Raw genomic sequence first — 20,112 nt, 5'->3', positions numbered from 1 at the left:
ACTTTAAATGCGATTGTCACAATCATGAAAACCGCTATGCTTAAGTAGCGTTACCGTCGTGATTACTGTTGAGAATCGCTATTTTTACTGACCTCAACCTTAAAAATTATTCACGAAAGAACTGAAAAACTAAGATGGTATTAACCGATATTGAATATTTACTAAGTTATTTGGAAGCCCATCACGTGCCGACAATCAAGAAAAAGCGGCATACTTACCTGACTTATCATGGTTTAGCCGAACACTATACGTACGTCTTAAAGGACGGCATCATCAAAAACAGCATTATTTTACAAGACGGTCGCGAATATAATTTATCTTATATTGCCAAGCCCGACGTGATCTCCCTGCTGCGTGATGAAGTTTCTCGTTCTACGGACCAACCGTTTAACGTCCGTATTGAGTCCGAATACGCCACTTTCTATCAAGTCAACCGGGTCGCTTTTTGGAAGTACGTCAACAGCACGCCCGAACTGCAAAACTACGTTAAAAATTATTACCGTAAAAAGTTGTCCGAAAACATTCTTCGACTGCAACGGATGGTCATGAACGGTAAAAAAGGAGCCATTTGTGCCTTTATCTATAGTCTTGTTGATTTGTTCGGACGAAAAGTTAACGAAGGGATTCTGATTGACTTTGTGGTCACCAATGACGACATTGCCGGTTTCTGTGGTATTAGCTCCCGGAGCAGTGTCAACCGGATGCTCAAGGAATTACGAACAGACGGCGTCATTACGGTCAAAAATCACAAATTTATTATTCAAGATGTTAGTTACCTCTTAGATCAAATTGCAAATTAGTGAGGTGCTCATCCGTGCATATTCCGGATAATTATTTAAGTCCCGCAACTTGCGGAACGTTGGTCACCGCGATGGCTCCCGTCTGGACCGTCGCCGTTTTAAAAGTTAAAGTTCAAATCAAAAAACATCATGAAACCCTGCCAATGCTCGGCATCGCCGCTTCATTGGCTTTTTTAATTATGATGTTCAACTTGCCGATTCCAGGTGGGACCACGGCTCATGCGGTCGGGGGAACCCTGCTAGCTGTCTTAATTGGCCCATGGGCGGCGTGTCTTGCGCTGACCGTGACATTACTACTACAAGCCCTATTATTCGGTGACGGCGGGATTTTAGCATTCGGTGCCAATGCGTTGAATATGGCGGTCATCATGCCGTTTGTCGGCTACGCCTGCTATCGCTTAGGTCAAAAATGGCATCACGAAAAACTAGGGCTCGCAATTGGCGCTTATTTAGGTATCAATATGGCTGCGTTGGTGGCTGGTATTGAACTAGGATTGCAACCGCTACTTGCTCATACGGCAAGTGGCGCACCTTTATACTGCCCGTACGGCCTCAATATTACCGTGCCTGCAATGCTGACTGCCCACTTATTAGTGGCCGGTTGGGTTGAAGTTGTTTTCACGCTACTCGTCTTTCAATTTGTAAAACGGGTCGCACCAACTAACCTCTATCAGACGCCCACTCGCCGCAACCAACGCCCATGGATCGCCCTGTTGCTAGGATTAGCCGTGCTATCACCATTAGGCTTGTTGGCTAGCAATACGGCCTGGGGCGAATGGAGTCCCCAAGAATTGCAACAACGACTGGCACAACAGCATATGAGTACTCACGCGCCTCAAGGAATGGTCCACGGGTTCCATTTTCAGGCGCTGTTCAGTGATTACGCCATTGCGGGCTTACCAGTCAGTGTCGGCTATATTTTATCGGCTATTACCGCTGTTTTGATTTTTCTACTTTTGATTCGAGGCCTTCAACATGAAACCGATACGTCCCAACACTGATATTCCAGCTTGGTTGCAAACAACGACGACAACCCCAACTCCGCCAACCAAAGCGAAGTTCTGGCACCGCAATCAACAACATTTGCGGCAATTACTCCACCGCCTCGCCCAACCCGCGCCAGTAGCAGTGGCTTCCCGCTGGCACGTGGCACCGCAATTCAAATTAATTCGATTACTGCTACTGGTTATTTTAATTGCACTGATTAATAATCCCCTTCTGTTGTGGGGCCTAGCACTCTTAGTTGGGTGCCAGTTACTATGGTTACCACCGCATCAGCTACGCCATTTTATGGGTAGTTGGTTGATCAGTGTCGGTGCAGCCCTGCTATTCGTGCTACCGAGTTACTGGCTGGCCGGTCCCACCACGCTATTATTCTTTGGTCTTAAAACTAGTCTAATGCTGGCAAACGCTCAGTATTACCGCCTAACCACACCATTTCAAGACTTATTGACTGGCTTGAAGGCACTCCATTGCCCTGATTTATTAATTATGACTTTGGCCATTGCGATCACGTACTTACGAATGCTCGGCCAACATCTATTGCTGACGATGGAAGCACTAGAATTGCGGACAGTTGCACCAGCTGCTCACCCATACCGTTTGATTGGGGCATTATTTGGCAACTTATATCTCAAAAGCTACACTTACGCCCTAGAACTGTACGCCGCCATGGAAGCACGCGGTTTCAATGGTCACTACGCGCATCCGGCTGTTAGCCATACTCATTGGCGCGATTATTTAGCGCTAAGTCCAGCAATTATCGTTTGGGTACTATTTATTTTTTGGGGGCATTAACGTGGTATTGATTAAATTGGTAAATATTTGCTATGATTATCCTGATACGTGTGGCTTGAAAAATCTCAACTTAACGGTCCATGCAGGTGATTTCGTCTGCTTAATGGGACCTAATGGATCTGGAAAGTCAACACTCTTACGCCTTTTGAGTGGCTTAGCTAGTCCAACTAGTGGCACTTATCAGCTCCATGACCAGGCCATTACCGCTACTTATTTAGCTGATGCCCAGCAACGGCAACAACTCCACCAGCAGATTGGCATGGTCTTTCAAAATACTGACGTTCAATTATTTAACACGTCGGTTACTGAAGAAGTTGCTTTTGGCCCCCGACAATTAGGTTTGTCAGCAGCCATGGTTGCACAACGCGTCACTGATTGTTTACAATTAACAGACTGTGCTAACTTGGCAGACCGGGTTCCCTACCAACTTTCGGGTGGTGAAAAAAAGCGCGTGGCACTAGCTAGCGTCCTCGCTTTGAACCCCGAAATTTTATTGTTAGATGAGCCGCTGAACGGCCTGACGATTGCCGCTCAGCAGCAAATGCTAACCCTACTGCAACGGCTACAAGCTGCCGGCAAAACTATCATCATGGCAAGCCATAACTACCAGCAAGTCCAAGCCGTTGGTGAACGTTTCATTATTTTTAACAGTACCCACCAAATCGACGCTGACCTAACGCGTACCGATCTTGATCGGCAGCCCGCTCGGCAAGCGCAATTGATGACTTTATAGCTAAGAGGAGTTGAGAAAATGCTTAATCCAAATACTGAAATCCATCGTGGTTGGAACCGGCGCGTTGTTACCGGCAAGACTTTAGCTGAATGTGATGAACGTTTAGTGAAATATTTAAACGATCAAGATTACGGTTCAGGTGAATTCGTGGTTTTACACGAAAACGACGGTAGCAATACAAATACCGGCTATGATTTACCAGATGGCGATACTTGCTACATTAGTTTCTTGATTTATAACAGCCGACTTTAAGTTGGTGAACACAAAAATGCTTACTGGTGATTAATCACTAGTAAGCATTTTTGTTAAACTTACAAACTATTCTGATTTTAAACCCAACTCGGCCAACATGATTCGTGCAAACGCCACTAAGTTTGGTCGTGACCATCGTATAACCTGTTCGTCCTGTTGACCAGCATAGGCTGCTAACGCCTGCCTGATCAATGGATGCCACTGTGTTGGCAGCTGTTGTAACCCCCATTCACCCCCGGCCTGCTTAGAAACAATTAACTGGTCTTGTTGGTAAGCCCGAACTCGACACAGGTTCAATACCGTATACATCGGTAACTGAACGATCGCCGTTTCTGCATTCGCAATATCAGATTTGATACTGTCCCAGTAGTCCGCCGCAGGAACTGGACCAAAGACAGTAGTAATGGCTGGCCCAAGCAAGACTTGTCCAGCTGCTCGCACAACCGTTAAATGAGCGGCAAGATCAGGGTCAGTACCGTGCATTGCCTTTAGGTAGGCCTGTGGTGCCTGTTGATAACGTTCATAATGATATTTTGAGAAGTGGAAATCAAACGGGCAAGGATGCACAAAATGCTGAGTCACGCTAAGTAACAGCACGTGAAACTCCAAACCTTTGTGTGGCGCTAATGGCCACAATTGCGTTATGGTAGCTGTCATTAACTGCTGTTTTTCAGCTAACGTTAACGGTCGCCGAACAACGATCAGATAGTCTAAATCACTGACTTGCTCGTTATATGAGCCTAAGGCGTAGGACCCGTGCAGGTAAATACCAACTAGGTTTGTTTTTAAAATTGCGGTGGTCGTTTGTTGAATTGCTTGTAATAAATGTGGTGTTGATAGCATCGCAAGACCACGCCTCCCTATGACTTAAACTTAGCGGTAACCGCGAAGATACTTAATGCGCTTGATCCAAGCACGATCCACGTAAGGAAAAACCGCTTGATGATCCAGCCAATCATCGCTGGCTGCATATTCATGCTGAATCAGCCACGCTTCATCGAAAAGTTTTTCCCAATCACGTTCGATGGGAATATTATCATCTTCCATAAATCGCGCACCTATGAGCGGTATCGTCCAGGCCTCAAAGTTCATTAATAATACCAATTCATCAGGGACGTCGAGCCAGAGATGCACAATGGCTACCCGGCGATCGGTATGCGGAACAATTGGATAACTAATCGTTGATTGCGGCCACGCCCAAATCAACGCATGTTGCCTGTTTAATCTCACCCGGTGTTGCTGATACTGCTGACGCAACCATTCATATGCTCGAATTTCAGTGTTCCAGCCAATCTCAAAAGGTGTTTCGCGCGATCGCGACGTCGTTAAAATATTGCCAGATTGTTTAATAAATGAGCGATGCTGATAAGTCTCTAATAACATATTTTCTCCCGTGAAGATGTGCTACGGTTCGTGCGTATCATATCATACAACACACTAAAGAAAATAACGGATTGCACATCACCAATTGTTTCACGTGAAACATCCTACTTCAAATAAACACGGGTCAGTGCTTCACGCAACTTTTGATTGCATTCCTGAGCGACACGAATAGCCTGCAAAGCCTGCTGCTCGTCCCCCTGTGGCTGTGTTAGTGCCACCCACACGTCAACGTTTGCCTGATGAGCATCAGCACTCAAATGCGGCGGAAGTGACGTTGAATTTAGCGGTGTAGGCAGATCAATTTGTTGTAATGTTAAGCCAAGCTGATCAATTGCTGTAATCAGTTCTGCCAATGGTGCTTGCAGTGGTTCTGCTAATGTCTCACTTAACTGTCGAAAACCAACGCTGTCCCCCAGCGCCCAGTTACCACTAAAACCAACAACATCGATGGGGTCATCCGTCCGACGATAAGTTACATAACGAACCGGCATTGGTCCCTGAGCCAAAAGTCCGGGCATTGCCTCCAAGTTCGTATTGATTTCGGCCAACGACAATTCCCGAAAGTCATGACCAACTAATTCGTAACGGCCACCAACCAATTGATAATCAACTAATCCCATCGCTTTAACTAGGCCGGCCTGCACTTTAAAGCCATCGTAGCCAACTTTTAGCGCATCGAACACATCAATCGCCTGGGTGTCCGTCCGAAAACCAAAGTTCGGTCCCGCCCCTTCTGAATAAACGAGATTACATTGATACTGAAACGACATCCCAATCACGCCTAAGTCTTGATTAGCCTGTTTGGCCTCATCACTAAACTCACCGAAATAACCAGCAACCACTCTAAAACTCATGATTAGCCCTCCTAAACTTTATTAAACATTTTTGAATCCGTTTTCATCTTTGATGTCATTATAATTTTTATTACCACACAATGAAAGCAATTAATGCGTACGAAGAAAATTTAAACTTGCTACTCAATATCATCTTGGCAACTCTATCAAGCCGATCGTCCTGACTAATGCCTATTTTTCTATCTAGCTGAATTTAGCTTAACAATATTTTTCCGGCTCTTGACAACTGATTTTCTAAAGCGGTATACTCATTTCAACAAAATATCGTCCTTATAAACCAATGAGGTGGAGATCAAGATTATCGTGCCCGCACAGAGAGTCATCGTTGCTGAGAGTATGGCCGAACGCAGGTAATTAAATGGACCACCGAGGGCTTTGCCGAAATTAACGCCAGTTAAGAGTACGGAAAGACGTGCGACATACGTCAGTTGTCAGGGAAATGTTAGTTTCCTATGGAGTAGGAGTGTACGCGTGATTTAATCGCTAAATTGGCGAACACTCAATTAAGGTGGCACCGCGGTTATCAAACCGTCCTTAACGCAGCATTGGCTGAATAAGGACGGTTTTTTTGACGATAAAAACGGGGTGAAATCAATGGTCACAAAACGATGGCAAAACTCATGGATCAAACTAACCAAATACAATTATTCTTTTGGAGGATCTAATCATGAGTTTATCCGGAACACACAAATTAATTTTAACAATCAGCAGCGTGGCCATTATTGGCGGCATCGGGTTTACCGTCAACGCCCACTCGCACTCAGCTACGACTAAACAATCACAAGTTATCAATCTATCAGCTAGCTCAGAAATTATGAGCTTAGATCCTGCTAAAATGACGGACAGCGTTTCTAATAGCCAAGTCACCCAAGTTGACGAAGGGCTCTATCGGCTGAATAGTCAGAGCCAACCGGTCAACGCCTTGGCTACTAAGACGACTGTCACCAATAATGGGCATACCTACACCATTCAATTACGCCACGATGCGCGCTGGAGTAACGGTAACAAGGTGACCGCTCACGACTTTGTCTATTCATGGAGACGAACCCTTGATCCTAAAAGTAAATCTGAATTCACCTATGTCTTCACGAACATCAAAAATGCCGACGCTATTGCAGCTGGCAAGAAAAAGCCATCAACCCTCGGTGTCAAAGCTAATGGTGACTATCAATTAACGATTACGTTAAGTAAACCCGTCGCCTACTTTAAAAAGATTTTAGCCGTTTCGACCTTTTATCCAGTCAATCAAAATGCGGTTAACAAATATGGGAAGAAGTATGGGACTTCCGCCGCGACAACCGTATATAACGGGCCGTTTACGCTTACTGGCTGGACCGGGACTAATAACACTTGGACGCTAAAAAAGAATCCAACTTATTACGACCACCAGCTGGTAAAGCTGCACCAAATTAATTATCAGGTTATCAAGTCCAATACGACTGCCTATAACTTATATCAGTCTAATCATTTAGATAGTGTGACACTTAACGGTGAACAGAGTGTCCAAAATAAAAACAATCAAGAACTCAAAACACTTGCGGGTGGTCAAATCAGCTTTATTCAGTACAATCACCATGACCACGTGGCTGCCAACCGTGAACTCCGCACCGCTTTATCCTTAGCCATCAACCGGTCGCAACTGACCAACAAAGTTCTCGAAAATGGTTCGCTTCCAGCCAAAAGTTTTGGCGTGCACAATATGGCTAAGAATCCCAAAACTGGTGCCGACTTTGTCAATGACGCGACCGTTGCCGGTACTGTCAGTTATAATCTAAAGCAGGCAAGGACGGCCTATCGTAAAGCGCAACAACAACTAGGCCAAAAGCAGTTAACCCTGACGATTACTTGCGGTGATGATGACAACTCACATCAGGTCGCTGAATTCATCCAGGGACAATTGACCAGTCATCTCCCCGGACTGAAGGTAACAATCAAGGCGATGCCATTTACTGCAATGCTGGGAAAAGTTTCTAAGGGGGCCTTCCAGCTTAACCTAACTAGCTGGAGTATGGATTTTGCCGACCCATCACAATCATTATCGATTTTGACTGCTGACAGCAACTCCAACATGGGCCACTACCAAAGCAAGGCTTATGATCAGGCGATGCAAGCCGCCGATGGTCCAGATGCTTTGAACGCGACCAAGCGCTATCAGGACTTAGTCCAAGCCGCTAAAACAGCGCTAACCGATCAGGCCGTTACCCCTCTCTATGAGGGCCGTTCACACCTGCTCGTTAAGTCACATTTACGGGGCGTCAGCTACAATGATTTCAGCGGTGCCGCCAATTATCGAACCGCTTACGTGAAGTAATGCCATCGTAACTAGTTTTAACTTTGTCAACCCAAAAAGCGTTTCAAGACCATAGCTTAACCCAAGCCGGTCTTGAAACGCTTTTTAATATAGAAATCTAGTTTTAATTAAAAGTCAATGTTTGCTTCTCGCCACCAACACCCGCGTCAACAAAAAGATCAGTCAGTTTTAACTCAAAAACGACTAACGTTGACCCGATAGCATCCCAAACCTGTTGATAATTCGGAACCGTTTTTAAATATTGGGGTAGCAAGTCCGTCATTGTCTTCGTTGACCGCTGTAACTTAACGTGTTGTGCCCGCAAATATGGATTACCGGCCGTTCCATCGTTAGGAATCGTAATAAACGCAATATCAGGATTCTGTTCATAGACTTTCAAAGCGGGACTCGTCTTGACTGATGAGAAATATAACGTATCTGGTTGATCTTCGTACCAGACAAAGTTGACAATTTTAACATCGGCTTCATTATTGACCGCCGTACTAAGCGCAATCTTATTGGTCGATTGAACCACTTGTTTTAGTAGTGAAATATCCATATTAATAGACTCCTTCGATAATCAGATTATTAGTTCTATTATACCGCAATTTACAATTTAAGGAACGTATGTTTGTTTGATGTGCTATCATATTTCTATAGATTAATTTTTGATTTAATCTCTTCATCATCATGAAAGCAACTCTTCGAAAGTAGTGGCCTTATGAAAATTATCATTGCACCTGCAAAAAAAATGATTATTGATCAAGATGCCTTTCCAACCTTAACTGAACCAATCTATCTTGATCAGACGCAACAATTGTTAACCCAATTACAACACCTCAGCTATTCTGAGGCCAAGACTTTATGGCATTGCAGCGATAAGCTGGCACAGCCAAACTATGATTGGCTTCAAAAAGTTGACTTAACCCGCAATCGGACTCCCGCTATTCTCAGTTATAGTGGTATTCAGTACCGCTACATGGCCCCAGACGTCTTTACCCAATCAGCTCTTGATTACCTTCAAGCAAATTTGCGAATACTATCAGGATTTTATGGTATTCTCCGGCCGTTCGATGGTATCGTCCCCTATCGGCTAGAGATGCAAGCACGGTTAGCCATCGGTCAGGCGAAGAACCTCTATGAATTTTGGGGCAATCAACTCTATCAGGCCTTGACCCCCGAGCCAGAACCAATTATCAATCTCGCTTCTCAAGAGTATGCCAAGACCATTACACCTTATCTGGCTCCGCACCAAATGATGATTGATATTGTCTTTGCAAGTCTCGTTGACGGCAAGCTAAAAACTAAAGCAACCCTAGCTAAAATGGCACGCGGTGCGATGGTGCGCTTTATGGCTGAACATCAAATCACCGATGTAGCCACCATTCGCACATTTGACCATCCTGATTATCAATTTGATGCCACCCGCTCATCAGCCAATCAATTGGTCTTTATTTACCAACACTAAAGCAAACACGATCATCGACTGATTGGTGATCGTGTTTGTTTTAGTAACTCTAATTTTTACTTTTATTTCCCGGGAAATGATTTGCACCATTTTTCTAGTCATGCGCCACCAGCCATCGTTGTAAGCGCGCCATATAGACCGGCGTCTCATCAATAAATGCCATGTGTCGGCTATGCGGAAATAATGTCCAGGTCGCATTGGGTAAGTGATCCACCATCGTCTTAGCAACTAATGGTGTACACAAATCGTCAGTCCCACTGGTCACTAAAGTTGGTACCTGCAATTGGCGTAACTTCTCAGTATATTCATAATCCGCTAACGTCCCCGTTGGATTATATTCATTAGGTCCCCATGCCACACGGTAGGCTGTAGTTCCTGCATGTTTCGATCGCCGTAGAAACTCGGGGTCCGCATCAGTGACTGGTCCCGAAGCATGTTGTTCCATGAAATGTTGATTAGCAGTCAGATAGGCGGCACTCGTAAAATTTTGCTGCCGTTCCGCATCCGCAATAGCGACCTGGTCTACCGGGGACATTAGCCGAATCATTCGGTGCTGTTCTTGGGCCCACAGTTGGGCCGAGGACAAGGTACTGGCTAAAATCAGGCTTTTAATACCTTCGGGGTGATAGTCACAAGCATAAATAATAGCTAGCATGCCGCCCCAGGATTGCCCTAACAAATGAATCTCGGCTAAACCTAAATACGTACGTAACGCCTGTAACTCTGCCACCCAAGTTGTTGCTTGCCATAATTGCGCATCATCAGGTATTGATGAGCGTCCACAACCTAATTGATCATACATCACAACCGGTCGTCTCGTTTGAGCGGCCAGGTCATCAAAACCTTCAAAGTAATTATGCGTTGATCCTGGACCACCATGTAATAAGACTAGTGGTGTTTTAGTTGAAGAGTGGTCACCCACGATTCGGTAATACGTTTGATAGCCATGGAATGGCATGTAACCTTCTTGCACGTCCAAAATACCACTCACTTTCATTTCTAAATTTTATACTTTTGACGCGTTATGCTAGCCGCTATTTAGCATTAACCTTGATTAAAACGTGCCAAACAGATGGATTCCTGTTCGTCAGCAATGCGCGTCCGATTCCGACCTCCGGGGCTGGGTGACAATTGCTGGAACGTAAGCCGACGTCGATTTGAGCCCGTGCACAACCCGCCCAGTCTCAAATACGAGTCTTATTCTAAGCCGGAAGCAACCCACTTCCAGCTAAGAATAATTTGGCTACTGAGCATTGTCACCAGCCCCTCCAGTCGGGAAGCCGCTCGAATGGCTGATGAACGGCCACTGAACTCAGTACAATTTGTCGTTGGCTATTTTGATACTGAACCCTTTAAGTTAAATATCAGAGTGCCTTCTCCACTTTTTCGAAATATTCAATTATTACTACGGTAATTCAGAAATAGTGAGTTATCACAAGACCTTTTCAATCTGACAGTTGATTGATAAAATTAACGTTTATGAAAAACAACGACAAATTCAGCAAAAGTTGGGTATATCCTTGTCAGCCATTCGAACGCTATCCCGACTGGAAGGCGTTTCTGACAATGCCCAGTGGTGAAATTTCACTTAGCAAGCGTCCTGTGCTTGGTTAGTGAAAGGCCAGTATTTGAGACGTGGGTTTTCGGCTCAAATCTGTGCCCACCACGTTCCGGCAATTGGCAGAAATGCCTGGAGGTCGGCGTAAGACACATTAACTAAGCAAGTTTACGCTAACTCGCACTGTTTCCAGCGGACCTAAGCTGGCTGCTTTTGAACTTACAAAAATGGCACGTCTTAATCATGATTCATGGCAGATTAACTAGCACCGTGCAGACTTAACTCTATGCCAATATTGATGTCCACCCGAAAAAGTGAAAACCTTAATTCCATTCTAATACAACTCAAATGACAACGACAATGTAAGCGCTACAATAGAAGTGCAGAAATAATCAGAAGCGGGTGAATAATGATGGTATTAAGTATTATTACAGTGTTAGGAATGGGATTAATTGCAGCCACTGGCGCACATTTTATCAGTGGTGCTCAAGCGATGCACGCAGGAACGGTCGGCCATCATATTGGTCAGATGCCGGCTAACCTACACCAAATCGACTTACGTTAATCTCTTAAAAATTCACGTTAATTTTTCGCATTGCTGTTAATAACACTAGGCAATGCTTTTTTGTCGTTCCTCCAGCTAACTGACCTTCCCAGGTTGTCACCTTGAGCAGCTTGACAGTCAAGCGTATCATTAACTTATATTATCTTTCTGTTCGTCTAGTCACGCTTCGACCGACCGTTCAGAGAAGGAGTGACTTATTTTTATGAATGATTTATTTGAGAAGGCCCCGATTCCCAAAGCTTATTTTCACTTAGCCTTTCCCGTTGTTCTTGGCATGGTTGCCAGCATGATTTACAACCTAGCAGATACTTTTTTTGTAGCTCAGACTGGTAATGCTGATTTAGTTGCCGGTATTGCCCTCGGTAGTCCGCTATTTTCGTTTATGTTAGCAGTTGGTGATATTTTTGGTCTTGGTGGGAGCGCCGTTATCTCACGGGTTCTTGGTCGTCATGATTATCACCAGAGTGCACGGATCAGTAGCTTCTGTTTTTATATTGCGATTGCGCTTAGCTTAGTACTAACAGCCTTATTATTACTATTCGAGCAACCGATTTTAGGATTACTGGGTGCCACGGCAGCTACCCGCCCCTACATTGCCGACTTTTATCGTATTCTGGTATTAGGATCAACCTTCATTGTCGTTTCATTGGTTCCTGGTAATATTATTCGAACCGAAGGACTGGCCCAGCTCTCTATGATTGCGACCATCAGTGGAACGGTACTGACCATTATTCTCGATCCCCTATTCTTATTTGGTTTTCACTGGGGCGCTGCGGGCGTCGCTTTTGCCAACGTTTTGGGGTACGCGGTCAACACCAGTCTGTTAGTCCTTTTTATGCGCCGAACCAAAACGCTCTCGTTAGCACCAAAGTTAGCCCATATCTCACGGCCAACCCTGAAAGCCGTCGTCGCTGTTGGGATTCCTGCCTCACTGACTAACCTAACCCAGAGTTTTGGCATGATGATTTTGAATAGTTACTTAGCTGCATACGGCGCCCAAGCCGTGGCTGCTATGGGAATCGTTCAAAAAGTTTACATGGTCGTTATGATGGTCATGGTCGGCTTTGCTTTTGGAGCCCAGCCCTTAATTGGTTACACATACGGTGCTAAAAATTGGTCACGACTGCGGGCAACGTTGCGCTTCGATTTAAAAGTCGAAGGTGGCTATGCAACCATTTGTGCGATTATCCTAATGATTTTTGCGCCTCAACTCATTAAATTATTTATGAATCAACCCGCCATTGTCACTATGGGCACACACATGTTGCGAGCAATGCTGATTACGACACCATTAGTAGGCTTCATTCTCGTGTTCACAACCGTCTTTCAATCAGTCGGTGCGGGTTTGAGTGCTCTAGCCATGGCGCTTTCGCGGCAAGCAATCTTACTAGGTATCGCCATTGTTATTCTGGCACAGTTCTTTGGACTAACTGGCATTATTTGGGCCCAAGCGGTTGCCGATGTCCTGACATGTCTACTTGGCTGGCTACTTTATCGGCACACTTTCAAAGATATTCAAGTACCATCCTCAAATTAATAGTACGTCGCGGTGCGGCTAACCATTAGTTTGAAGGCGTTATTCAGACACGCCTCAGTCTCACTATTAAGTGAACTAAAAACAGGTATTACCAGAATAAATTCTATTCTGGTAATACCTGTTTTTTCAACCTTATTTATTTTTGCCACAGCTCATTTGTCTATTGACTTGGGCCGGGCCAAATCCGTCTCTAATGATGCCGTCAAGTCCTTCAATAATTTTAAGGTCGCCGTCATATTAGCTCGATAATAACGCTCCGTCCCAGTTTTGCTGACTGCTAGAATACCCGCATCCAGCATTAATTTTAAATGGTGCGATACAGCCGGTCGTGATAAGGCGATTTGCGCTGTAATTTGGTTAACCGTCATCTGGTCAGTTCGGCACAGCATCACCAAAATTCGTTGCCGATTTTCGTCTTGAAGAATCGTAAAAATCGGTACGCCCTTCTTAAAGATTGCCATCGTTCGTTCTGCCAAGAAAACACACCTCTCTAAATATCGTTCGTATTATTAAACCATTTAACGCTTGCCCATTTTGAAAGTCAAGCATTAATCGTTGACTTTTTGTAAGTGAGCGACTAAAATCAACAGCATGCTTTGTTCAAGATGTTAAACCTTTAAACCAATACGTTAGGAGTCCACTATGCAAGCTGCTATTATTACTAAATATAAACAAACAACCCCCACGGTTACGGAAGTTCCTATTCCGACAGTAGCCCCCACTGATGTTCTCGTCAAGATTATTGCTGCCAGCGTCAACCCAATTGATTTAAAAACCAAAGATGGCGACCTAAGATTGTTACTGCAATACCCCATGCCACTAATTATGGGCAGTGACTTTGCTGGCACGATTACTGCTGTTGGCGCCCAAGTGACGGATTTTAAAGTCGGAGATGCTGTTTACGGTCGCGCACCCAAAGATCGAATTGGAACCTTTGCCGAATTTATCGCCATTGATCATCAAGCCATCGCACTGAAACCAGCCAACCTTAATTTTGAAGAAGCTGCCGCAATTCCATTAGTAGGTTTAACTAGTTACCAAGCACTGCACGATATAATGCACATCCAACCGGGACAAAAAGTTTTCATTCCCGGCGGTTCGGGTGGCATTGGGATTATTGCCATTCAACTGGCCAAATATTTTGGTGCTTACGTTGCAACAACCACTAGTGCAAAACATTTTGACCTCGTTCAATCACTAGGTGCTGATAAAATCATTGACTATCATCAACAAGACTTTGCCGATGTATTATCCAATTACGATGCCGTGTTAGACACTCGCGGTGGGCGATCCCTCGAAGCCGCTTTTCAAATTATCAAGCCAGGCGGTCAAATCGTCAGCATTGCCGGCCTTCCCAACGCGCGTTTTGGGAAGGATTACGGACTACCATTATGGAAGCAATGGTTATTGGGACTAGCAACACGTAAACTGAGTCGACTAGAAAAACAAGCTCAGGCTACCTACTCGTTTCTGTTCATGCAACCTAGTAGCCAGCAACTTGTGCGCCTGCGACAACTAATTGAACAGGGCGTGATTAACCCAGTTATTGATCGGGTTATCCCCCTCGCCGACATCAACAAGGCGTTAGAATATTCGCATTCTGGTCACGCCACCGGTAAAATCATTATCAGTCTTCAACCTAATTAGCCAACCACTGGCCTTCAGATCAGTCTTTTTAAGGAGACATGCTTAATGAAAAAAGTTTTAATTGTTGAAACCAACGTCACCCGTTACCAAGGAACTAACGATCCGACTGGTCTTTGGTTAGGCGAAGCCGCTGAGTTCGTCGATGAAATGCAGCAAGCTCAAATTGCTGTTGACTACGTTAGTCCTAATGGTGGCTTCGTACCCCTTGACCCGCGTAGTATGAAATACACCGATGCCGCCACGATGGCCGTGTATGAAGATCCTGATTTCATTAATCGGGCCCTCAAGAACACGCTCAAACCTAGTCAAGTCGATCCCGATGATTACACTGCTATTTACTATACCGGGGGCCACGGTGTGATGTGGGACTTTCCGGACAACCCTGAGTTACAAGCCATCGCACTGGCCATTTATCAACATGGTGGGTATGTGACTTCCGTTTGTCACGGAATTGCTGGCCTCCTAAATATCAAAGACCAAACGGGCCAATACTTGATTGCTGGCAAAACTATTACGGGCTTTACCGCAACTGAAGAGTTGATTGCCGGCAAGCAGCGGATTGTCCCATTCCTTAACCGTGAACGAGCCACTGCTCACGGTGCTATCTTTAGTCAGCATCGATTTTATCGCGAATATGCCATTACTGACGGCCAATTGATCACTGGTCAAAACCCGTTCTCAGCACGCGCGGTCGCACGCCAATTGATTGCTAAACTATAAAAAAACGGGCACAAGGCTCGTTTTTTTGCGTTAATCTTCAAAAATCCGCTCATGCAAAACACCAAACGGCGCATGATCGACATAAATCTGACCAGTGTCGTGAAATCCATTACGTTGATAAAAACGCTGGGCCACGGCATTATTTGCCAGAACAAGTAGGTAATTCCGTGGATAGTCTGCCTTCAAGCGGCGATGGGCTTGCATCATTAACTGCTGACCAATGCCATGCTGATGATAGTGCGGGTGAACATATAGCGAATACAGTTCGCCCCACCCCTCATAGTTCGCATGTCTGGCCGGACCAAATGTGCAAACCCCCACCACTTCACCGGTAGCCGTCATGGCCAACAACATATTTTGCCATCGTCGTTCCGGGTGCCAAGTTGCCGGCGTTAATTGCTGTAAATAACTTGCGGGCATCAAATCACGATAGGCTGATTGCCAGGTCTCATAATATAACTGTCGAATTTTTCCAAAATCACTGTCTACTTCAGCGCGGACGATCCGATAAGTTAGCGCCATCAGCCTGACCACCTTTCAATTCAAGTTATCCTTAAGTGAAGCGCATTTAATCATTGATATAAATAAGGTATTCACCAACTATTCATAAAGAGCATCAATTAGATGAATGTTTCACGTGAAACAAAAAACACAGTACACTCAAAAATTAAAAATGAATCCAGTACAACATGTTCATTTTGAGTTTGGTATTGACCTGAACTATAGCCGAACTCGTCGCATATTTAACACGTTTGGCAGAATTACGGCCGTGATAATAACGACCACGCCAACCATCTGCACCCAATCAATAGTTTCATCAAGCAATACAAATGCAACAACAATCGAGGCTGGTAATTCTAAAGAAGAAAGGATTGGGCCAATGCCAAGCTCCAAGTACGGCATAAACAATGAATACATAACCAGTGGGAAAACCATTGAGAATAGTGCAATCAGTACTCCCCAGCCGACTGTTGCTGGCGTGGTGGGTGCCGTAACTAATTGCGGTGACCACACGATAGCAATGAGTATGAAAGCGCCCAAACACAGTAACCATGTTTTCGATAACGGGTCTAAGTTATTGCCTAAGCTAGCCGTAAACTGCATCGTGCAAGCATACGAGCATGCCGCTAAAAAACTTAATATCAAGCCCCACGGCGAGAGCGCCTGCGTAATTGGAAACAGACCAGCAGCTAAAATCGTGCCTATCAATACCAAAACAATGCTAACCACTTGCAGTCGGGAAGGACGCCGATGATGAATCACTGCTCCTAGTAATGTTGATAACCAGACCGCCTGCATCAACATTACCGCGGCCACAGCAACCGGGATAAGCTTTAACGCCTGTATGTAAAAGGTGTTAGTAAATCCCGAAGCCGTTCCAGCCGCAATTACCAGTCCGATTTGCTTCCAATTCGTTTGTTGATTACGCAAACGCGCTCGGCGGAAAATTTGAATCACACCTAAAATCACAACCGCACTCAGAAAGGACCAAAATAGCAGTGGGCCATTGACGACTCCTTGCTGGCGTGCAATCTTAAATAGTGATGCAGGAATTCCAAAACTAACGGCCCCCAAACCAACAAACAGGGGCGCAATTTTCTTCACATTAATCATCCTCTCGTCGACAAGATATGTTGGATGCGTGCACGATACCACCAGTCTGGCAAGCCCAGTGAGTAGCGCATCAGCATCTCACCAATAATTTGCACAACTGGGCGTCCCGGTTGTATTTGGCGTTCTAACAAGCTGTCATAAAAGTCAGCGGCGACACTAACTAAGTGCCCGTTAAGATTGACCCGTAACGGCGCATTTTCTGCCACAAGCGCTTGCCATTCATAACTATGAGCACGCTGTTCGTTCTTAGAAACGACTTGTGCCAACTGTAAGTAATGCGCAATATCTTCTGGCAGTATTTCTGATAAATCAGCCAAGGTCTGCAAAGCTAGACCTGGCTGAGTTATCACTTGACTTAGCGGCACCACCACTTGTCTCAATTGTGCGTCTGTGTCTGCTAACTGCTGACATAGCCAGTCAAACCCTAACCAATCATCCGGCATGGTGGACCACCACACTCGTAGTACCGCCCCCGGCTTAACTTGAGATTTTAATGTTGCCAATGCTTGCTTAACAATTGGGTCATCGGCACTGTTGGCGAGCTGTGCTGGACCATCAGTTGTTAGCCGAGTTAAATCACCAATTTGTAGCGACAATGGCAAACTCAATACTGGCTGGTGCAACTCATGTTGCAAGGTTACCGCAAACGTCGAATTAAACGTCACATCCATCATCTGCATTTCCTCAATTTCTATTTTGATGGCGCCTTAAAATGTGCTAATTCCGTATCCGAATAAACATACGGGACGTGCGCCATCTCTGGCACTTGATCCCAAGCTACCGGATAACCGGCACCATGTGCACAAAAGACCGAGTCCGGTGTATTTTCTAAATCTGCTGTGGGGACATATTCGGCCTTAGCGACAACAGCCATCTCGTTATGACACGGCCGATAACCATCCACGATACATTCCAATTGCCCCTGCCCATGCGTATAAGCTCGAACCGTCTGTGAATAGTCCTGCATCGCTGCTACTGGCGCCGTTCCCGTAATTGTCGTTAAGTCAGTCCCATCCGTGGCCACGCTCGTATTCGCGACCGGTGCATCGAATTGGCCATTCATCCGCTGAATATCAGTCATCGCCCGGCCAACTTGTTCCTGACCAACTTCGAGACGAAACCGATACCACGGCTCCAACAGCTGACAATCACCACGTTGTTTTAGCATCATCAAGCCTTGGCGCAACGCCCGCCACGTCGCTTCACGAAAGTCCCCACCAACTGAATGAACATTGCTAGCCCGACCACTAACCAGTGTTACTTTAACATCTGTTAGAGGTGCGCCAATCAGGACACCCAATTGTGTTTTGGCTTGTAGCGTTGATACCACTTGGTGTTGCCAATTGCGGCCAAGTACTTCCAATGAACAATCGGTCGTAAATTGCAGCCCACTTCCCCGCGGTGCGGGCGTCAGCAACAAATGTACTTCCGCATAGTGCCGCAACGGTTCAAAATGACCGACACCTTCAACCGCCTTGGTAATCGTTTCTTGATACAAGATACTCCCAGTTCCGAACTGTACGGACAGTTGAAAACGATCTTTTAAGATTTGTTGCAGTACTTCTAGCTGAATCGTTCCCATGACCTGTACTCGCAATTCCTGGAGTGGTTCTGACCAAGTCACGTGTAATTGCGGATCCTCATCTTCAAGTTGACGCAAGGCTGTCAAACATGCATGTAGTTCTTCGGCTTGAGAATCAAGCGCATAAGTCAGTACCGGCTGCATGGCCGGCGATAAACCAGATGCCGCGCTACCCAGCCCCTGTCCCGGTCGTGTTCCCGTCAGACCGGTAATGGTGCCAACTGCTCCAGCCGTCAGCACAGGCGTTGTCGCATATTTAGTGCCATTATAAATCCGCAGCTGATTGACTTTCTGATCATCTAGTACAATATCTTTAGGATGTAATTCTCCGCCGGTCATTCGAACCCAGGTCAGCCGTTCACCCTGATCATCGTGCGTAATCTTAAACACTCGCGCACCAAAATCGGTACTCGTCGACTGCGGTTTTGTCCAATAGTCAAGGCCGGCCATCAGGGCATCAACCCCATCTAACTTGAGCGCCGCACCAAAATAACACGGAAAGACTTCCCGGCGTTGAATCATTTGCCGGACCGTCTCATCACTCAGCGCTCCCGTCTCTAAATAATCTGCCAACACCTCGTCATTTTGCATCGCAATCTCTTCAACTGTCGCTGCAGAGAGGATCGGTTGGCTGTCGCAAGCTGTGGTGGCCCCCAACGTATTAAACGCCACACAACCTGGCGATAAAGTTTGTTGGATTTGCTTGAGCAATTGTTCGCCATCCGTGCCCGGCGCATCCATCTTATTTACAAATAACATAGTTGGTACGTGATACCGGTCTAATAATCGCCATAGCGTCCGTGTATATCCCTGAACACCATCAGTCGCTGAAACAACTAAAATCGCATAGTCTAAGACGGATAGCACTTGCTCCGTCTGCGTTGCAAAATCCACGTGACCCGGAGTGTCCAAAAGCGTTAAATTGATATCATTATATTGTAAGTTTGCTTGGTGTGAAAAAATCGTAATGCCGCGCTGTTTTTCAAGCGTATCTGTGTCCAAAAAGGCATCGCCATTATCCACACGCCCTAATTGCCGCAATGTACCTGACCGATAAAGTAACACCTCGGACAGCGTTGTTTTACCCGCATCGACATGCGCAATAATTCCCGCTACAATTTGTTTCATTTGGGGCTCCCTTCACGCTTATTAAATTACTGCTTCCAGTATACCGGTTCTGAACGCCAAACGGTTAGTAAAGATCTGCCACTACCGTAGATTGGGACAAATCCCGCCCATGTAAGTCTGGCATTCAATTCAAAACCAACCGCTTTAACAACAAGACATCCTTTTGGGCCAATCATGCACTACG

General features: G+C 45.5%; 21 protein-coding genes. 11 read left to right on the top strand and 10 right to left on the bottom strand.

The window, feature by feature from the left end; genetic code table 11:
* Positions 1-134: 134 nt before the first annotated feature.
* The 5 genes from LP667_RS00420 to LP667_RS00400 are packed head-to-tail and all read left to right on the top strand — an operon-like array spanning position 135 to position 3,582.
* Positions 135-800, top strand: coding sequence for a Crp/Fnr family transcriptional regulator (locus tag LP667_RS00420; protein WP_003641710.1), 666 nt, complete (start codon positions 135-137; stop codon positions 798-800).
* A 14-nt stretch (positions 801-814) separates the two neighbouring features.
* The gene (cbiM, locus tag LP667_RS00415) at positions 815-1,801 is read left to right on the top strand and encodes a cobalt transporter CbiM (protein WP_021730409.1); all 987 of its coding nucleotides are present in this window, start codon (positions 815-817) and stop codon (positions 1,799-1,801) included.
* Complete coding sequence (locus tag LP667_RS00410; protein WP_021730408.1) at positions 1,776-2,597, top strand: energy-coupling factor transporter transmembrane component T; 822 nt, start codon at positions 1,776-1,778, stop codon at positions 2,595-2,597. The genes cbiM and LP667_RS00410 overlap by 26 nt, the downstream gene beginning before the upstream one ends.
* Position 2,598: 1 nt before the next feature.
* Entirely contained in the window at positions 2,599-3,330 is a 732-nt protein-coding gene (locus LP667_RS00405) for an energy-coupling factor ABC transporter ATP-binding protein (RefSeq protein ID WP_021730407.1), read from the top strand.
* Between the two features lie 18 nt (positions 3,331-3,348).
* Entirely contained in the window at positions 3,349-3,582 is a 234-nt protein-coding gene (locus LP667_RS00400) for a hypothetical protein (protein ID WP_021730406.1), read from the top strand.
* Between the two features lie 66 nt (positions 3,583-3,648).
* Here LP667_RS00400 and LP667_RS00395 read toward each other — a convergent pair whose 3' ends face one another.
* From LP667_RS00395 to LP667_RS00385, 3 genes are all read right to left on the bottom strand, one after another.
* A complete protein-coding gene (locus LP667_RS00395; RefSeq protein ID WP_021730405.1) occupies positions 3,649-4,425 on the bottom strand; it encodes an aminoglycoside adenylyltransferase domain-containing protein in 777 nt (258 codons plus the stop codon).
* Positions 4,426-4,455: 30 nt separating this feature from the next.
* Complete coding sequence (locus LP667_RS00390) at positions 4,456-4,965, bottom strand: hypothetical protein (RefSeq protein ID WP_021730404.1); 510 nt, start codon at positions 4,963-4,965, stop codon at positions 4,456-4,458.
* Between the two features lie 104 nt (positions 4,966-5,069).
* Positions 5,070-5,819, bottom strand: a complete 750-nt coding sequence (locus LP667_RS00385; protein WP_021730403.1) for a hypothetical protein — start codon at positions 5,817-5,819, stop codon at positions 5,070-5,072.
* 667 nt (positions 5,820-6,486) lie between these two features.
* On the opposite strand from LP667_RS00385, the gene LP667_RS00380 reads away from it, so the two are divergent.
* Positions 6,487-8,130 carry a peptide ABC transporter substrate-binding protein gene (locus LP667_RS00380; protein WP_021730402.1) on the top strand — a complete coding sequence of 548 codons (1,644 nt, stop codon included), beginning with the start codon at positions 6,487-6,489 and terminating at the stop codon, positions 8,128-8,130.
* Positions 8,131-8,233: 103 nt separating this feature from the next.
* On the opposite strand, the gene LP667_RS00375 is transcribed toward LP667_RS00380, so the two are convergent.
* Positions 8,234-8,668 carry a hypothetical protein gene (locus LP667_RS00375; protein ID WP_021730401.1) on the bottom strand — a complete coding sequence of 145 codons (435 nt, stop codon included), beginning with the start codon at positions 8,666-8,668 and terminating at the stop codon, positions 8,234-8,236.
* A gap of 162 nt (positions 8,669-8,830) precedes the next feature.
* Here LP667_RS00375 and yaaA point away from each other — a divergent pair, with 162 nt between their 5' ends.
* Complete coding sequence (gene yaaA, locus LP667_RS00370; protein ID WP_021730400.1) at positions 8,831-9,577, top strand: peroxide stress protein YaaA; 747 nt, start codon at positions 8,831-8,833, stop codon at positions 9,575-9,577.
* A gap of 94 nt (positions 9,578-9,671) precedes the next feature.
* On the opposite strand, the gene pepI is transcribed toward yaaA, so the two are convergent.
* Complete coding sequence (pepI, locus tag LP667_RS00365; RefSeq protein WP_021730399.1) at positions 9,672-10,574, bottom strand: proline iminopeptidase; 903 nt, start codon at positions 10,572-10,574, stop codon at positions 9,672-9,674.
* 970 nt (positions 10,575-11,544) lie between these two features.
* On the opposite strand from pepI, the gene LP667_RS16645 reads away from it, so the two are divergent.
* Together LP667_RS16645 and LP667_RS00350 are read left to right on the top strand one after the other, a co-directional pair.
* Positions 11,545-11,700 carry a hypothetical protein gene (locus tag LP667_RS16645; RefSeq protein ID WP_021730398.1) on the top strand — a complete coding sequence of 52 codons (156 nt, stop codon included), beginning with the start codon at positions 11,545-11,547 and terminating at the stop codon, positions 11,698-11,700.
* A 202-nt stretch (positions 11,701-11,902) separates the two neighbouring features.
* Positions 11,903-13,237 (top strand): MATE family efflux transporter, encoded by a 1,335-nt coding sequence (locus tag LP667_RS00350; RefSeq protein ID WP_021730397.1) that lies wholly within the window; start codon positions 11,903-11,905, stop codon positions 13,235-13,237.
* A gap of 152 nt (positions 13,238-13,389) precedes the next feature.
* Here the strand turns inward: LP667_RS00350 and LP667_RS00345 are convergent, their stop codons facing one another.
* Positions 13,390-13,713 carry an ArsR/SmtB family transcription factor gene (locus tag LP667_RS00345; protein ID WP_021730396.1) on the bottom strand — a complete coding sequence of 108 codons (324 nt, stop codon included), beginning with the start codon at positions 13,711-13,713 and terminating at the stop codon, positions 13,390-13,392.
* Between the two features lie 166 nt (positions 13,714-13,879).
* Here LP667_RS00345 and LP667_RS00340 point away from each other — a divergent pair, with 166 nt between their 5' ends.
* Positions 13,880-14,884: an NADP-dependent oxidoreductase gene (locus LP667_RS00340; protein WP_021730395.1), complete on the top strand. Its 1,005-nt coding sequence runs from the start codon at positions 13,880-13,882 to the stop codon at positions 14,882-14,884.
* A gap of 45 nt (positions 14,885-14,929) precedes the next feature.
* Positions 14,930-15,604: a type 1 glutamine amidotransferase domain-containing protein gene (locus LP667_RS00335; protein WP_021730394.1), complete on the top strand. Its 675-nt coding sequence runs from the start codon at positions 14,930-14,932 to the stop codon at positions 15,602-15,604.
* Between the two features lie 30 nt (positions 15,605-15,634).
* On the opposite strand, the gene LP667_RS00330 is transcribed toward LP667_RS00335, so the two are convergent.
* From LP667_RS00330 to LP667_RS00315, 4 genes are all read right to left on the bottom strand, one after another.
* Positions 15,635-16,126, bottom strand: a complete 492-nt coding sequence (locus LP667_RS00330; RefSeq protein WP_021730393.1) for a GNAT family N-acetyltransferase — start codon at positions 16,124-16,126, stop codon at positions 15,635-15,637.
* Positions 16,127-16,324: 198 nt separating this feature from the next.
* Positions 16,325-17,209 carry an EamA family transporter gene (locus LP667_RS00325; protein WP_021730392.1) on the bottom strand — a complete coding sequence of 295 codons (885 nt, stop codon included), beginning with the start codon at positions 17,207-17,209 and terminating at the stop codon, positions 16,325-16,327.
* A gap of 5 nt (positions 17,210-17,214) precedes the next feature.
* A complete protein-coding gene (locus LP667_RS00320) occupies positions 17,215-17,898 on the bottom strand; it encodes a DUF3658 domain-containing protein (RefSeq protein WP_244282792.1) in 684 nt (227 codons plus the stop codon).
* A gap of 11 nt (positions 17,899-17,909) precedes the next feature.
* Entirely contained in the window at positions 17,910-19,928 is a 2,019-nt protein-coding gene (locus LP667_RS00315) for an elongation factor G (protein WP_056988326.1), read from the bottom strand.
* Between the last annotated feature and the right edge of the window lie 184 nt (positions 19,929-20,112).

Origin of the sequence: Lactiplantibacillus paraplantarum, assembly GCF_003641145.1 — a bacterium.
Lineage (GTDB): Bacteria > Bacillota > Bacilli > Lactobacillales > Lactobacillaceae > Lactiplantibacillus > Lactiplantibacillus paraplantarum.
This window is presented reverse-complemented; position numbering and strand designations above follow the sequence as displayed.